Source organism: Snodgrassella sp. W8158 (assembly GCF_016100435.1).
Classification (GTDB): domain Bacteria; phylum Pseudomonadota; class Gammaproteobacteria; order Burkholderiales; family Neisseriaceae; genus Snodgrassella; species Snodgrassella alvi.
This window is the reverse complement of record NZ_JACFSM010000001.1, coordinates 484,846-501,554: the sequence shown is the minus strand read 5'-3', so window position 1 is coordinate 501,554 and position 16,709 is coordinate 484,846. Positions and strand designations below refer to the sequence as shown.

The window sequence follows — 16,709 nt, the reverse complement described above, 5'->3', positions numbered from 1 at the left end:
TGACCCTGAAAACCATTGCTGTAGATGCCATGGGCGGCGATTTCGGTCTGGATATAACCATTCCGGGGGCGCTGACATTTTTACAGCAGCAAACTGACGCTGCACTGATTCTGGTTGGTGATGAAGCCAAAATCAGAAATGCATTAAATAAAGCTAATGCTTCCATGGAGCGGATTACCATTTGTCCGGCCAGTGAAGTGGTAGGCATGGATGAAGAACCGACTTCTGCGCTCAAGAATAAAAAAGATTCTTCGATGCGTGTGGCCATCAACCAGATTAAAGAAGGTCTGGCACAGGCAGCTGTATCGGCCGGCAATACCGGAGCACTGATGGCAACTGCCCGCTTTGTATTGAAAACCATTGATGGTGTTGATCGTCCGGCAATTGCTAAATTCCTGCCCGGCCGCAATAATCATATGACACTTGTGCTGGATCTGGGTGCCAACGTCGATTGCAGCAGCACCCAGCTTTTGCAGTTTGCTATTGTTGGTAGCCAGCAGGTAGCGGCACTGTTTCCTGAAAATACGCAACCAAGAGTAGGTTTACTCAATGTCGGTACTGAAGACATCAAGGGTAATGCAGCTGCTAAAGAAACTCATCAGCTTTTACGACGCAGTGATCTGAATTTTGTCGGCAATGTTGAAGGTAATTCTATTTTTACAGCTGAAGTTGATGTGCTGGTAGTTGATGGTTTTACCGGTAATGCAATGCTCAAAAGTATTGAAGGAGCGGTGAAATTTGCCGGTTCAGTTGTTAAAGAAGAGTTTACCCGCAGCTGGTTTAATAAACTGGCCGCATTAATTGCATTACCAACATTAAAAGGGTTTAAGCGGCGTCTTGATCCGCGGCGTTTTAATGGCGCCATTTTTCTGGGATTACGTGGTGTCGTAATTAAAAGCCATGGCGGTACGGATGCTACAGGTTTCTGTTTTGCCCTGCAGGAAGCTTATAAAGCCATTAAGGCAGATTCAATCACTAAAATCCAGGCCGGTGTTGCACGTCAGCTGGCTGTTATGGAAGAATAAATCACCTTGTTGCAAAGGCAGACAAGTCAAATGACTTTGTTTAAAATATGCCCTTTGCCGTAAATTAAAGACAATGCCATGCTGAATGCCCATATTCTGGGTACAGGCAGTTACCTGCCTGCACGCCGCCTGACTAATGATGACCTGAGCAAATTTGTTGATACCTCGGATGAGTGGATTGCAACGCGTACCGGCATCAAAGCGCGTCATATTGCTGCAGAAAATGAACAGACCAGTGATATGGCTGTTTCTGCAGCACAGATTGCGCTGGCCGATGCAGGCATTGATGCCAATGAAATTGATCTCATTATTGTGGCTACCTCAACTGCGGATATGACATTTCCTGCTACTGCCTGCATTGTGCAGAATAAGCTGGGTATTTCCGGTTGTCCGGCATTTGATGTTCAGGCAGTCTGTGCCGGTTTTATGTATGCAATGGCTACTGCCAATGCTTATATTAAAAGTGGCATGGCCAGTAAGGCACTGGTTATCGGCGCGGAAACGTTCAGTCGTCTGCTTGACTGGAATGACCGGCGTACCTGTGTGTTGTTTGGTGATGGTGCTGGTGCAGTTATTCTTGGTGCTTCCGAACAGGAAGGCGGTATCATCCATACCAAATTACAGGCTGATGGTAATTACAGTCATATTCTGCAAACACCGGGAAAAATTGCAGCAGGCAAAATTGAAGGTTCACCCTATCTGTATATGGACGGGCAGGCTGTCTATAAATTTGCAGTAAAAGCGCTGGCCAATATTGCAAAAGAAGTCATTGATCAATCCGGTTTACAGCCGTCTGATATAGACTGGATTATTCCGCATCAGGCCAATCTGCGCATTATCGAATCTACTGCACGTCATCTTGGTGTATCAATGAATAAAGTTATTGTTACCCTTGCTGAGCAGGGCAATACTTCTGCTGCCTCTATTCCGCTGGCACTGGATGAAGGAATTAAATCCGGTCGGATTAAGCGCGGCCAGACCTTGTTGCTTGAAGGTATCGGAGGTGGCTTTGCCTGGGGTGCGGTTACCTTAAAATATTAATATTGTTCCTATCAGGATCGGATTATGCTATCTCAATCTGCGTTAGCCAATATGTATCCGGTTGTTATGTCGCCCAGTCATGACGGGCGGTATTTTGGTAATTATGTACAGTCATTGCTGGCTTTAGTTGCTGCGCATACCAGTGCAGGTTTTCCGATACAGGTATTTATGCATCAGGGTGAAAGTCTGATTACCCGTGCACGGAATAACTGTGTCGCAGAATTTCTGTCGCATCCGGAATGGACGCACTTATGCTGGATTGATACTGATATCGGTTTTTCACCGGAAGCTTTTCAGCGTCTGCTGCTGGCAGATCGCGATATTGTTGCAGGTGTTTATCCGCTCAAGCGTGAGTCATGGCCGGAAGAAGGTATTCCTGAGCATATGACCCGGCAGCAGTTTAATGCCGCTTATACTCGCTATACCATCAATATCAGTAAGGCAGATACTAATCATGAGGTGCATGTACAGGTAGATGATGAAGGCTTTATTGAGCTGCCAGAGGCACCGACCGGATTTATGGTTATCAAGCGGGAAGTATTTATCCGGCTGATGGAAGCTTATCCTGATTTGCAATATCAGCCTGATTCTATCGGTGTTGCTGATAGGGGATATCACTATCGTTTTTACGATTGTCTTGTTGATCCGGTGACGAAGCGTTATTTATCTGAAGATTTTAGTTTTTGCCGCTTGTGGAATCAGTTAGGCGGTAAGATTTATGTTGATGCACGCTCTAACCTGACCCATATGGGTAACAAAATCTATCAGGGGCCTTTTGCCCAGTCACTGGAAGCTAATCTTGCTTACGCAATAGGTGCCCCGGCAGGTGCCAAAATGTTTCTGCACCACGAACAGCCATTACAGACCAATCAGCCTCCGGCACAATAATTGTCCGGACATTAGTTTTATTCAATTCAAGGAAGATCATGAGTATTGCTTTTTTCTTTCCCGGACAGGGGTCACAAAGTCTCAATATGATGTCCGGCTTTAATGATATGCCAGTTGTTAAAGAAACATTTGAACAGGCATCAGAAGCACTTAATCAGGATTTATGGACATTGATGAACGGGGAAGACAGCGCAGCCCTGAACGAAACCGTTAATACTCAGCCCCTGATGCTGACTGCCGGTATTGCCACATGGCGTGTATATCAGCAATTGCATGGTCAATTACCTGTGATGCTGGCCGGACACAGTTTAGGAGAATACACTGCGCTGGTCGCTGCCGGTAGCCTGGCATTTCATGATGCTGTGAAACTGGTTCGTCTGCGTGCACAATTAATGCAGGAGGCTGTACCGGCCGGAGAGGGTGCCATGGCCGCAATACTGGGACTGGATGATGATATCGTGCGTCAGGTATGTTTACAGGCACAAAATGAATTATCCGGTACAGTGGCCGAAGCCGTAAATTACAACTCACCCGGTCAGGTAGTGATTGCCGGGACTGCTGTTGCCATTAATCGTGCCTGTGAGCTGGCTAAAGCGGCCGGTGCCAAGCGTGCACTGCCGTTACCTGTATCCGTGCCTTCACACTGCTGTCTGATGAAACCAGCTGCAACCAAACTGGCTGCGGCCATGGAGCAAATTAATATTTCAAAACCACAAATTCCGGTATTACATAATGTTGATGTTGCGGTGCATTCAGAACCGGAAACAATTAAACAGGCTCTGGTACAGCAGTTATATTCACCTGTGCGCTGGACTGAAACAGTAAGCAAACTGGTAGCTGACGGAATAACAGAATTTGCTGAATGCGGTCCGGGTAAAGTGCTGGCCGGACTGGCTAAACGGATTGATAAGAGCGCCAGTTGCGTTGCATTAACCAGTGTGCAAAGCATAGAAAGTTTTATTGCTGCACATGTTGATAGCTAAAGGAATAAGTTATGAATCAGGATTTAACAGGTAAAATTGCGCTGGTAACTGGTGCTACCCGTGGAATTGGCGCCGCTATTGCCCGTTTTCTGGCAGAAAAAGGTGCTAAAGTAATTGGTACAGCCACTTCTGTTGCAGGTGTGACTAGCATCAATGAAGCACTGGCTGATTTTGGCGGAGAAGGGCGGGAATTACGTATCGCTGAAGAAAACAGTATTGAAAATCTGATTGCCGACATTGAAAGTAATATCGGTAATATTGCCATTCTGGTTAATAATGCCGGTATTACCCGTGATAATTTGCTGATGCGCATGAAAGAATCAGAATGGGATGAAATCATGCAAATTAATCTGAAATCTGCTTTCCGTGCCAGCAAAGCAGTCACCCGCAGTATGATGAAAGCACGCTGGGGCCGGATTATCAATATAACTTCTGTAGTCGGTTTTATCGGTAATGCTGGCCAGGCTAATTATGCTGCAGCCAAGGCCGGATTAGTCGGATTCAGTAAATCAATGGCGCGTGAAGTGGGCTCGCGCGGGATTACCGTAAATTGTGTAGCTCCTGGTTTTATCGAAACCGATATGACAAAAGTTTTACCGCAAGAGCAGCGTGATTTTTTTGCTGGGCAAACAGCATTGAATCATTTTGGAACTGTAGAAGATGTGGCCGCCGCAGTTTTGTTTCTGGCCAGTGAAGAAGCTCGTTACATTACCGGACAAACGCTGCATGTGAACGGCGGAATGCTGATGCCCTAATATTAGTTAAAGTATTTACAAAGCCATTTTTATCATCTGATAAAAATGGCTTTGTTTTGTATCAGGGATAAATACTATTAAATTGAAAAATCTTCTTCGTAAGAAGAATACAGGGCAGATTCAATCCGCGACCGTGTTAACCCAGGAGCGAATAAGGCCAGAAACTCATAGCCAAAACCACGCAGATAAACATCCTGTCTGAGTATTATCTGGATAAAGGAAGGTTCAAACAGATGTTCTGCACTAATCTGCTGTAAACCTTCATCTTGTTTACTGTCAAAAGCCATGGTGGCTAGCAATCCGATACCCAGCCCCTGAGCAACATAAGTTTTAATGACATCCGTATCGGCTGAAGCCAGTTTAACTCTGGGTAACTGATAGCCTTCCTGAGTAAAAGCACGGGCGATTTTAGATTGTTCAGCGAAAGCAATATCATAAGTGATGAGCGGATAAGCTGTTATGTCTTCGAGCCGTAATGGCCGCTTTAAATCAAGCAGAGGATGATTATCAGGAACTACGATACTGCGATTCCAGGCTTTACAGCTCAATTTGCGTAATTCAGGATGCTCACTTTCCATTTCCATACCAATGGCAAAATCTACTTCTCCCTCCAGCACCATATGACTAATGGCTTTAGGGCTAGCTGTATGGATGCTCAGCTGTACCTGCGGATAACATTCAACAAACGCTGAGATAATTTTTGGCAGAGCATATCGGGCCAATGTATGTGTGGTGGCAATGGTCAGGGATCCAATATTCTGGTCGGCAAATTCTGTACCAATACTTTTAATATTCTGTACTTCACGTAAAATCCGCTCGGCAGTTTCCAGAACAATTTTGCCCGGAGCTGTCACTGCAACCATGCGTTTTCCATGACGAACAAATAATCGTACGCCTAGTTCTTCTTCCAGCATGCGTATTTGCTTGGAAATACCAGGCTGAGAAGTAAACAGTACTTCCGCTGCTTCTGAAACATTCAGATTCTGACGATAAACTTCAACTGCATAACGTAACTGTTGCAGCTTCATAGTATTTCAGCCCCTTTTAGGTTTGGAGTTTTTAACTGTCGCTCAAATACAACAAAAAAGCTTCTTTATCTGCATCATAACTCAATTTACCCATTCTGACATGGAACACTTACACTCTAAGCTTAACATTTTTACACGTTAATCCACCTGTAGCAGACTCTTAAGATAATAGAAGCTTGCTTGTTGTTTTCATGCAACTTAATTAGGGTAAACGCGTGAATTTAGTTGTAAATAAGTGACACAAAGCTATTTTTTAGGCATGATGCACAGTTAGGAAGCGGGTCGTCTAGCAGCTTCGCCTTGGTAGTTTGCATATTGACAGTTTATGCTGCGGTTTTTTATAGTATAGACTTGATTTACCAAGCTACCCGCCCGGTTTGAGCGGCCTGTAAATGGTATTTGTGTATTGATCAGACGAATTTCAGGCTGAATCAGCACATAACAAATTTTTTGATGAGGGAATAACATGACCAAACAGCTAAAATTGAGCGCATTGATCGTTGCTATGGCTGCTTCAACTGCCGCTTTTGCCAATGGTGTTGTACCGGGTGCCGACTGGACCGGTGAACCTGCTGGTGCTTACAATGGCTATACTACCAGTTCTGCTCCTGAAAAAGGAACTGGCGAAATTATCGTCACCCGCGAAAATGGTGCCGATGGTACACCTGAATGTGTGAAAAACCGTTTCAACAACGATCAAGAACCAACTCTGGGTAACAATTGTGGTCACCCAATTGCACAGGCTGCTCCAGAAGCACCTAAATTTGTTGATGAAACAGTATCTTTGTCTGCTAACTTCCTGTTTGGCTTTGATAAATTTACCCTGCGTCCTGAAGCGATCGATACTCTGGATCAGTTGGCTACCCGTCTGGCAGACAGCAGCGTACAGGTTGTACGTGTTGAAGGTCATACCGACTTTAAAGGTTCAGATGCTTATAATCAGACTTTGTCTGATCGTCGTGCTAATACTGTTGCTCAGTATCTGGTTTCTAAAGGTGTTCCTGCTGGGAAAATTTCAGCAGTCGGCTTGGGTAAATCTGAAGCCCGCATGACTGAAACTTGTCAGCGTGAAGTTGCTAAATTAGGCAAGAAAGTTTCAGCTGCTAAGAAACGTACTGCTTTAATCGAATGTATTGCACCTGATCGCCGTGTAGATGTGAAAATCCGCACTCAGGTAGCTAAAAAAGTTAGATAATTTTTCTAATTTTATATTGATGAAAAACCCTGCTTAAAGCAGGGTTTTTTTATGCCAATAAAAATTTTAAGGAAATCAGAATACCTGTAATATCCTTTGTATAGAAAATTGATAGTTATATTTGACAATAATAGGTTGGATGAGCTGGTATCAATTTAAAATCATCAGAATTGTATTACTTTAAAATATTTTCAGATAAGTGAATAATTATTAATAAAGTGTTAATATGCATGTTGGTAAAAATAAAATATGATTGATATGAATTATTTGTTCATTATTTCTATTAGTAACGGTTTTTCGAATATGCAAATAGTATATAAATAAAAATGGCATATTCATATATAACTAAGTAAACATTAAATCTATTTAATGATAAGTATTCAGTAAAATATAAAATCATTTCATCTATGAAATTTTTTAAATTCCTGTTTTTAATTTTATGCTGTAATTTACTTTTTGCCTGTACCGCACAGTTTCAGCGAGTCCCTAATGTTTCGGGTGAAAAAAAACATGTATCAGTAAAATTCCAGCGACAAAATACTGCGCCACAGACAGGAGTAGTATTGGTTCAGCCGATGGATTTACAAAGCGGTGATATTTTATTTTCTGCCGACTCCAGTCTCAATTCCCGTGTTTTGCGCTTGTTTGGTAATACTTCGGTTAGCCATGCATTTCTGTATTTAGGAGATGGAGAAATAGCAGAAGCCGTGGGTGGTGGTGTGCATATTATGTCTCTGGCTGAAAGCGTTGATGAAAGTCCGTTACTGGCCGTTTATCGCCATCCGCAGCTAAATGATTTACAGGCTGAAAAAATCCGTGAATTTGCCAGAGCAGAGGCTGGCGGGAAATATAATTATATGGGGATTATCAAGCAGACACCTTATACAGTTACCCGTAAAGTGTGTGAATTGCCAGTTATTCCGCGAGCTTTTCGCCATTTGTGCCTGAATACCATGGCTGTAGTACAGGTAACGCCTTTTTCTTCAGACCGTTACTTTTGTTCGCAACTGGTTGTCGCTGCCTATAATTATGCAGGATTGCCTTTAACCAAAACGCCGGCTGAATGGGTTGCTCCCGGGGATTTATTGCATATGCGTGCCGGTGATATCCCTTCAGTTGTACCAGTATATCCATTACAGTATATTGGTCATTTACGTTGTAAAACCTCTTTATGGCAGCGCAATTGTTCCCTGGCAGATATCTGATATTGATAAACTTCAGATATCTGCCTAATGTATCAAACAGCAGGATATGATTAAATTATTGATTAAATAAATTAGGTAAATTAAAACATGTTTGAATTAATTTATTAATAATAAATATGTATTTTTTGCTTTCAATAGATTAAATTTATTATAAAAATTAATAGTATTCGTTTTGAAATGAGTTATATCTGAATCCTGAGTAGTTGTATTGAGAGAATCAAATACAGAATTGAAAAGGAATAATTTCAGCCAAATCTCCAGGCGCATATAAAAAGTGTAGTACACGTCTGCCATTAGTCTGAATAGCTTTTGACGAAGAATGCACAATAAGTGGTCGCATGATAACAGCTCCTCCTTTAGACAGGATGCATTCTTGCTCGCCTTTTTGGTCTCGAAGCTGTGGTAGCGTTGATTCATTGATTCTTCCATACTGATGAGTACCGGCAACTACTTTAAGCGGACCATGCTCGTGCTGGCAATCATCTATGTGTAGCCTCACAGCTACCAGTTGCTGCATATATTGTGCCGGTGGTTGTACAAATAACATATTTTGTTTATGTGACCAGCCGGTAAACTGAGTATCAGAAAACTGATGTCTGACTGCTATGCTTAAATCCTGATGTAAAGGTACCAGCCAGTTTTTATCGGCTGATTTTTTGAATAATGTGCATTGGATTGCCACCGGGTTTATTGGGAGCAAGGAAGTAAGCTGAGTATTATTTTTCAAATTGTTAGCAAGTATCTGACACCATGGTTGTGTCAGAAGCTCACGACTGCCGGCAGTAGTTAAATTAATCTGTTCTAATTGTTGTTCTATATCTGTTAGTTGCTGAGGAGTAATTAAATCATTAATAACAGCATAACCATTCTGTTCAAAACAATCATATATCTTCATTATATTTTCCGTTTGTATCTGTTTATCTGAATTAATATTAATATCTTCTAATTTTATTAGGATTAGGTAGATCCTATTTATAGGATAATATATTGATATTTTCCATTATTTATTTAAAATGATTTATTTGTAATATTTATCTATACTATAGTTTTTCAAGGTAAGCAGAATATATACTCCTTACATTAGTCAATTTTTTTCTTAATAAAATTAAATTGATTAATTTCTGTATCTCATAAAATAGCCCTAGACACTATATCAAGTTTTTATGCTGTCATGTCAAAGATTGGTAGTGCTAAGCCTGTCAAAATATGTGTTTATGTCTTCATATGGCTACAAAACTTGAATTTATCTGTATTTTTTGCTCGTTTGTGAATTGAATTCAGTTAAGTATATGATTTATATATGTTATAAACTATCATTCATCATTAAGATATTGTATAAATGAAAATTTATTTATAACCTGATGTATATCATAAAAATTATGATAAAAGAAAAATATGACCAATTTTTAACTTATACTCAGGAACTTATTTGGTATGGTTTTTATCAATCAATTAAGGGGAAGCTTTATGTTTTTTAAAAAATTCTGGAGAAAAAAATCAAATTCTGATATTCAATCAGTACAAGATAAACCAATCGCTCAAGATAAGATATCTCTCGCTATTCAAGCATTCTGGACACAGGTAAAAGCATCTGAGCAGACATTTAATACGCTAGAGCCAATCTCTATCATGGAAAATCTCAATAATCTTTTAATAGATAATCAATTAAATGTTATTGCTGAGCTTACACGAGGAGATAAAAAAAATCATAAAATAATTTTTACGGCTGAAGGCCGAATTGAGCAGTTTGAGCTGGTGATACGAATCGTTAAACATGCACCGGATCTGAATTTTTTTGAAATAGAAGCATTTAGGACGCGGATTGAAAATCTGGATGCATTCTCTATAACGCATCATGATTATTCTCTTTCATTGAGCCCGGCTGATTTATTGATTTATCATCATGAAGAATATCGCAAAATCTCTTTGGAAATTGCGTTTGGTAAAACTATTCCTGAAGAGATGAAGCAAATCGCCCAGTCGACTGCATTTATCTTGCTTGATCATGCATTAGGAGAATATGATTTTTCTATTAAAATCGGTTGTGTCAACTTTTTAGAAATTCCCAAAGAGGCAACCGCAGTACCTCTTAATGAATTTGTAACGGTGTTTGATCAGTTATGGCAAGATAAATTAAAGCATACAGGTATTTTTCCTCTTTCTGATAAAGAGGATAGATGGAATGTATTTGAAATCAGTGATCAAAATGATCCTGATAATAAAAGACTTGTGCAAAGAAATGAGACAGCTGATGTATTGGTAGGTGATTTCAATTATTGCTATGCTTTAACTATAACAGTCGATGTGGATAGTAAGGAAAATTTATCTCTGGTTTATGAACTAGAAGATACTATTAATCCAGCTCTACGATTTAATAAACAGGGCATTCATTGTCAAAATACCTTTTATCAGGGCGTAAGAACCATGTTATGGCATGTGCAGGATAAACAATCAGCTATGGCATTGGTACAACGTCTGGCAGATCAGTATAGAACCCTTTCAATTAAAATTGAGTGCGAATTTGATCCGGGCTGGTCACAATATTTAAGTTGGGTAGAAAAATAAAGATAACAATAGTTTTATTTTTTATTGGTTTTCTTTGAAAATTTTATATTTCTTCTCATTCCAATAAAAGGATAAATTAACAAATATTCTTTCTTATAACAATATAAAAAGCCTGATGGGTTGGTTGAAGCTGTTTCGCGACAAGTAGGAATTAGCGGAACAAGCTATAGTAAAAAGGAAATTAACAGTAAGGAATACTGTTCGCGGTATCTCAGAGAGGGAGATAATATTGAAGAAGCATGGATTTTACTACCTGCTAATCATTTAGCATATACTGATTCTGGTACAGCCGGGGCTACTATAGATACGGTTTGTTCTTTGATAAATAATTAAATCGTATTATTTATTGTTGCAATTTATTATGTGAGTAAATAAAAAACCGGATAATAAATTAGTATTATCCGGTTCTAGAAATGATAGATTTTTATAAGATATCTTTTTTATCAGTTAACTGAGGTAGCAGTGCATCCTGACTTACTGATAATAGCCCGCTCTGAGTATATATACCTAATTTGTTGCGGGTATCGATAATATCTAGATTACGCATGGTAAGCTGGCCGATGCGGTCGGCAGGAGAAAAGGCAGCATTATCTACTTTTTCCATGCTTAACCGCTCCGGCTGATAAGTAAGATTGGATGATTCGGTATTGAGAATAGAGTAATCATTACCGCGGCGTAATTCCAGTGTAACTTCACCGGTAATGGCTTTGGCTACCCAGCGTTGCGCAGTTTCACGCAGCATAAGCGCCTGTGAATCAAACCAGCGTCCCTGATACAGCAGTCTGCCCAGACGCAGACCATTAATGCGGTACTGTTCAATCGTATCCTCGTTATGGATGCCGGTAAGCAGGCGTTCATAAGCAATATGCAGCAATGCCATTGCCGGTGCTTCATAAATACCGCGTGATTTAGCCTCTATAATACGATTTTCAATCTGATCTGTCATGCCAAGACCATGTCGACCGCCAATACGGTTGGCTTCCAGAATCAGCTCTACCGGATCATGGTATTCAACACCATTTAAAGCTACCGGTACACCTTCTACAAACCGCACACTTACTTCTTCAGCCGGAATGGTTACCTGTTCATCCCAGAAAGCCACGCCCATAATAGGCTGTACGATTTTCATGCTGCTATTAAGCATTTCCAGATCTTTAGCTTCATGGGTAGCACCGAGCATATTGGAGTCGGTTGAGTAGGCTTTTTCAACAGACATTTTATAGTCAAAACCCTGAGCAATCAGAAATTCAGACATTTCATGCCGTCCGCCCAGCTCATCAATAAACTGTTGATCCAGCCATGGCTTGTAGATGCGTAAAGCCGGATTGGTTAACAGCCCGTAGCGATAGAAGCGTTCAATATCATTGCCTTTATAGGTGGAACCATCACCCCATATATGTACATCATCTTCTTTCATTGCGGCTACCAGCATTGTGCCGGTAACGGCCCGTCCCAGCGGGGTAGTATTAAAATAAGGCATACCACCCGTATGTACGTGAAATGCTCCGCTTTGTATTGCAGCAATACCTTCATGCGCCAGCTGTGTGCGACAATCAATCAGACGGGCTTTTTGAGCTCCGTATTCAAGTGCTTTTTGCGGAATTGCATCATAATCATCTTCATCAGGCTGTCCCAGATTAGCTGTATAGGCATAAGGTAAAGCGCCTTTCAGTTTCATCCAGAGTAATGCTGTAGAGGTATCCAGCCCGCCGGAAAAAGCAATGCCAACTTTTTCGCCAACGGGCAGGTGTTGCAGAATAGTGCTGTGGTTACTCATATTAACTCCCTTGAGTGATGTATTTGCAAAATATGAAAATTTATTGCCATACCAGTAGTGCATGGTTGCGTTTACCGCGCCGCAAAATGGTGTAGTGCCCGAAACGTTTGTCATCGCTACTGAATACGTAATCAGCACTGTCAATTTTTTGCCCGTTAACCATGACTGCTCCCTGACTGATAAAGCCACGTGCTTCATTATTGGATTTGGCCAGTGACGCAGTAGTTAAGGCCTGCACGATATTGATGGATTCAGTAACCGGAAATGCAGGTAAGCCATCCAGAGATAATTGCTGAAAATCGCTTTCAGTAAGTGCACTCTGATCTTCGGCAAACAGGCTGGCAGAAATACGCTGTGCTGCAGCCAGAGCTTCTTCACCATGAATCAGGCGGGTCATTTCCTCTGCCAGAATGCGCTGTGCCTGTGGCTTACTGCCACTGGCCTGATCGCTGGCTTCAATGGCCTCTATCTCTGCCACACTGAGGAAAGTAAAATATTTTAGGAATTTATATACATCCGCATCAGCAACTTTTAACCAGAACTGATAGAACTGGTAAGGAGAGGTTTTTTCTGCACTCAGCCAGACTGCACCACCTTCGGTTTTACCAAATTTAGTTCCGTCAGCTTTAGTTACCAGTGGCAGTGTCAAACCATAAACGGTAGCCTGATGCAGTCGGCGAGAGAGGTCAATCCCTCCGGTGATATTACCCCACTGATCCGAACCGCCGATTTGCAATACGGCACCGTGGCGACGATACAGTTCAGCAAAATCGTAACCTTGAAGCAGAGCATAGGCAAATTCGGTAAATGAAATACCTACATCATCACGGCTTAGACGCTGTTTTACTGACTCTTTGTTCAGCATGGCATTTACAGAAAAATGTTTGCCGATATCGCGCAGAAAATCCAGACAATTCATGCTGCCGAACCAGTCAAAATTATTTGCCATAATGGCGGCATTGTCACCACTGAAGCTAAGGAAAGGTTGTAGCTGCGCGCGTATTTTGGCTACCCAGTCCTGTACGGTTTCTAAAGTGTTGAGTGAACGTTCCTGTGCCTTGAAGCTCGGATCACCAATCATACCAGTAGCACCTCCTACCAGCGCAATTGGTGTATGTCCGGCCAGTTGAAAGCGGCGTAAAACCAGAATAGGTAACAGGTGACCGATATGCAGACTGTCGGCTGTCGGGTCGAAACCACAGTACAGAGTAATTTTTTTTTCGTTTAATAATGTATCAAGGGCCTGTGCATCAGTGGTTTGAGCTATCAGGCCTCGTTGCTGTAAGTCGTGAACAACGCTGGTCATGGTTGGATTTTGTTCTTTCAAATTAAATAAATTGGCTAAAATTAAGTTTGTCTAGCTCAGACTGCTCATAAAAACAAAATAGCAATATCATATTTTTGCTGGTTTCGGGTGATTAGTTTGTTTTACCGCCTAATAATAATGATGCATTATTTTACACGATTTGTTTATTGTTGCATTTGTGGTTGTAATAAATAGATAATTCATTAGTTTGGTAGTGGGCGGAAATACTTTTTCAGTTTCTGTTTATAAATTGGTATGGTGATATTTATAATAGGTAAATCATATGGATAAACAATATTAAAGCTGATATTTATTGGTTGCCGGTAGATGGTTTAGATAACCGAACCGAGAGGATTCGATATGTCAGGCTAAAAAATAAATTTATTATTAACCGGAATGCATAAACCAGCCACATTCCGGATGGGAATATAGCTGGTTCAAGAGATTAATGGTTATACGTTAAACAGGAAATGAATTACATCGCCATCATTTACAATGTATTCCTTACCTTCAGCACGCATTTTACCGGCTTCTTTAGCTTTGGCTTCACCTCCGCAGGCAATGAAATCTTCGTAAGCAATAACCTGAGCACGGATAAAACCACGTTCAAAATCGGTATGAATAACACCAGCAGCCTGAGGGGCAGTATCGCCTTTATGGATGGTCCATGCTCTGACTTCCTGAACGCCGGCAGTAAAATAGGTTTGCAAACCGAGTAAGTCGTAGCCGGCGCGAATCAGTCGATTCAGACCCGGTTCTTTTAAACCCATTTCTTGCAGAAATTCGGCTTTATCAGCCTCATCCAGATCGGCAATTTCGCTTTCCATTGCTGCACATAGTGCAACAACAGGTGCATTTTCCTGTGCCGCCAGTTGTTGCAGACGTTCCAGATGCGGGTTGTTATCAAAGCCGTCTTCAGCTACGTTGGCTACATACATTGCCGGTTTTACAGTAAGCAGACATAAAGGTTTAATCAGTGTTAGCTCATCCTGATCGAGTCCTGCCGAGCGTACGGGTTTACCTTCAAGCAGATGTTGTTGTAAGCGTTCCAGAATGGCTACCAGTTTTTGTGCTTCTTTATCACCGGATTTGGCTTTCTTGCTTTCGCGTATGATGGTTTTTTCTACACTGGCTAAATCTGCAAGTGCCAACTCGGTACCAATGACTTCAATATCCGAAATCGGATCTACCTTTCCAGAAACATGCACAATGTTATCATCATCAAAGCAGCGCACAACGTTTACGATGGCATCAGTTTCACGGATATTGGCGAGAAACTGATTACCCAGACCTTCGCCTTTACTGGCTCCGGCTACCAGTCCGGCAATATCGACAAATTCAACGATGGCCGGCTGGGTTCGTTTGGGATTAACGATTTTAGCCAACTCTTCCATACGATCATCCGGCACTTCAACAATACCGACATTAGGCTCAATAGTACAGAAAGGATAATTGGCAGCTTCAATACCAGACTGGGTAAGGGCGTTAAACAGGGTAGATTTGCCTACATTGGGCAAACCCACAATGCCACATTTCAAACTCATGATATTCCTTGAAAACAGGCGATATTTAAAAATGGCTGAATTGTATCATAAAGCATGCAGCTACCTGTGCCAAACCGGTAAAACACTGTGTTATTCCCCCTTAAATACGCATTTAAATACGCATTTATCGCTCTTTAAACGGCAGATAAATATTATATGGATTGAAGTCATATAAAATGATTTATAAAAACAATAAAATAAAAAATTTTTCTTTTTGAGTACTTGCATAAGCAGAAAAATATCGTATAATTACGTCTCTCTTGAAATGAGATACGGCGAATTAGCTCAGTCGGTTAGAGCAGAGGAATCATAATCCTTGTGTCCGGGGTTCGAATCCCTGATTCGCCACCAAATAAATCGCAAGCTCTGGTTGAGTTTGCGTTTTTTATTATCTATGTTATTTTATTCATATAGCATATAATTTGATTGCCCTGACTGTTTCCTGCGCAGATGTTTTCCGGATTTATTGGTAAACTGTAAAATACAGGCAGTTGTTTATTTAGCTGCCTGTCATCTTAAATATGGATTTATATTGAATTTTTCGGTTAATATTAACTATTGCAGGCTTTGGTTATCCGGATTAAATTCTTTGATCCATTTCCTGAGCAGGACTTTCATGATTATCTGTTTTGCTGATAACGCGCGCAGGTACGCCTACTACTGTTGAATATTCCGGAACATCATTAACTACGACACTGCCGGCACCTACTTTGGCGCAGGTATGTACACGAATATTGCCTAATACAGAGGCATTGGCTCCGATCATGACACCGTCACTGATTTTCGGATGCCTGTCACCGCTTTGTTTACCGGAACCACCCAGAGTAACACCGTGTAACAGCGAAATATTATTGCCCAGTACCGCTGTTTCGCCAATAACCACACCCGTACCATGGTCAATCATAATTCCATAGCCCATTGAAGCAGCTGGATGAATATCAACTCCTAATACTTCGGAAGCACGATTTTGTAAAAAATAAGCTAGAGTATGGCGATTCTGTTGCCAGAGCCAGTGGTTAATGCGATGGGTCTGTATGGCGTGAAAACCTTTGTAATACAATAATGGTAAACTATAGGTTTCACAGGCAGGATCACGTTCATAATAGGCAACAATATCTGCCAGAGCTGCATGAATAATAGAAGTATCCTGATGTAAGGCCTCCAGATAAATCTCGAATAACGCCCGCGCATCCATTACAGCACTGGACATTTTGGTAGACAGATGGAAGGCCAGCATGCGGGCAAAATTTTTATGGCGTAATACGCTCAAGTGCAGAAAGCTGGCCAGTATAGGTTCATTGCTGGCTGCTATTTCAGTTTCATGACGAATGGTTTGCCACAGGTTTTCAGCCTGAGCAGCATCAGGTAAATTCATATGTTTAATTTCTCGCTTGCAA

At 41.3% G+C, this 16,709-nt stretch carries 14 protein-coding genes and 1 tRNA gene; 9 read left to right on the top strand and 6 right to left on the bottom strand.

Annotated elements, in window-relative coordinates; all coding sequences use genetic code 11:
• Positions 1-5: 5 nt before the first annotated feature.
• The 5 genes from plsX to fabG all read left to right on the top strand — a co-directional run bounded on the left by plsX (position 6) and on the right by fabG (position 4,692).
• Positions 6-1,025, top strand: coding sequence for a phosphate acyltransferase PlsX (gene plsX / locus H3V11_RS02160; protein ID WP_078475421.1), 1,020 nt, complete (start codon positions 6-8; stop codon positions 1,023-1,025).
• Between the two features lie 78 nt (positions 1,026-1,103).
• Entirely contained in the window at positions 1,104-2,066 is a 963-nt protein-coding gene (locus tag H3V11_RS02155; protein ID WP_174830614.1) for a beta-ketoacyl-ACP synthase III, read from the top strand.
• Positions 2,067-2,090: 24 nt separating this feature from the next.
• Positions 2,091-2,954, top strand: a complete 864-nt coding sequence (locus H3V11_RS02150; protein WP_198223510.1) for a hypothetical protein — start codon at positions 2,091-2,093, stop codon at positions 2,952-2,954.
• A gap of 38 nt (positions 2,955-2,992) precedes the next feature.
• The gene (gene fabD / locus H3V11_RS02145) at positions 2,993-3,937 is read left to right on the top strand and encodes an ACP S-malonyltransferase (RefSeq protein WP_198207055.1); all 945 of its coding nucleotides are present in this window, start codon (positions 2,993-2,995) and stop codon (positions 3,935-3,937) included.
• An 11-nt stretch (positions 3,938-3,948) separates the two neighbouring features.
• Positions 3,949-4,692: a 3-oxoacyl-ACP reductase FabG gene (gene fabG / locus H3V11_RS02140; RefSeq protein WP_198223509.1), complete on the top strand. Its 744-nt coding sequence runs from the start codon at positions 3,949-3,951 to the stop codon at positions 4,690-4,692.
• A gap of 77 nt (positions 4,693-4,769) precedes the next feature.
• Here fabG and H3V11_RS02135 read toward each other — a convergent pair whose 3' ends face one another.
• Positions 4,770-5,720, bottom strand: coding sequence for a CysB family HTH-type transcriptional regulator (locus H3V11_RS02135; RefSeq protein WP_084551753.1), 951 nt, complete (start codon positions 5,718-5,720; stop codon positions 4,770-4,772).
• A 466-nt stretch (positions 5,721-6,186) separates the two neighbouring features.
• Between H3V11_RS02135 and H3V11_RS02130 the strand changes: the two genes are divergently transcribed.
• Together H3V11_RS02130 and H3V11_RS02125 are read left to right on the top strand one after the other, a co-directional pair.
• Positions 6,187-6,915 (top strand): OmpA family protein, encoded by a 729-nt coding sequence (locus tag H3V11_RS02130; RefSeq protein ID WP_025331335.1) that lies wholly within the window; start codon positions 6,187-6,189, stop codon positions 6,913-6,915.
• 407 nt (positions 6,916-7,322) lie between these two features.
• Positions 7,323-8,120 carry a hypothetical protein gene (locus H3V11_RS02125; RefSeq protein ID WP_037393062.1) on the top strand — a complete coding sequence of 266 codons (798 nt, stop codon included), beginning with the start codon at positions 7,323-7,325 and terminating at the stop codon, positions 8,118-8,120.
• A 217-nt stretch (positions 8,121-8,337) separates the two neighbouring features.
• Here the strand turns inward: H3V11_RS02125 and H3V11_RS02120 are convergent, their stop codons facing one another.
• Positions 8,338-9,015, bottom strand: a complete 678-nt coding sequence (locus H3V11_RS02120) for a phytanoyl-CoA dioxygenase family protein (protein ID WP_198223508.1) — start codon at positions 9,013-9,015, stop codon at positions 8,338-8,340.
• Between the two features lie 539 nt (positions 9,016-9,554).
• Between H3V11_RS02120 and H3V11_RS02115 the strand changes: the two genes are divergently transcribed.
• Positions 9,555-10,685 carry a DUF695 domain-containing protein gene (locus H3V11_RS02115; RefSeq protein ID WP_144235775.1) on the top strand — a complete coding sequence of 377 codons (1,131 nt, stop codon included), beginning with the start codon at positions 9,555-9,557 and terminating at the stop codon, positions 10,683-10,685.
• 424 nt (positions 10,686-11,109) lie between these two features.
• Here H3V11_RS02115 and argG read toward each other — a convergent pair whose 3' ends face one another.
• The 3 genes from argG to ychF form a co-directional block, all read right to left on the bottom strand.
• Entirely contained in the window at positions 11,110-12,462 is a 1,353-nt protein-coding gene (gene argG, locus H3V11_RS02110) for an argininosuccinate synthase (protein WP_198210776.1), read from the bottom strand.
• A gap of 40 nt (positions 12,463-12,502) precedes the next feature.
• Positions 12,503-13,768: a tyrosine--tRNA ligase gene (gene tyrS / locus H3V11_RS02105; protein ID WP_037393053.1), complete on the bottom strand. Its 1,266-nt coding sequence runs from the start codon at positions 13,766-13,768 to the stop codon at positions 12,503-12,505.
• Positions 13,769-14,220: 452 nt separating this feature from the next.
• A complete protein-coding gene (gene ychF, locus H3V11_RS02100; RefSeq protein WP_037393051.1) occupies positions 14,221-15,312 on the bottom strand; it encodes a redox-regulated ATPase YchF in 1,092 nt (363 codons plus the stop codon).
• A gap of 274 nt (positions 15,313-15,586) precedes the next feature.
• Here ychF and H3V11_RS02095 point away from each other — a divergent pair.
• Positions 15,587-15,663 (top strand) — tRNA-Met (locus H3V11_RS02095).
• Between the two features lie 229 nt (positions 15,664-15,892).
• Here H3V11_RS02095 and cysE read toward each other — a convergent pair.
• Entirely contained in the window at positions 15,893-16,687 is a 795-nt protein-coding gene (gene cysE / locus H3V11_RS02090) for a serine O-acetyltransferase (RefSeq protein WP_037393049.1), read from the bottom strand.
• Positions 16,688-16,709: the final 22 nt, after the last annotated feature.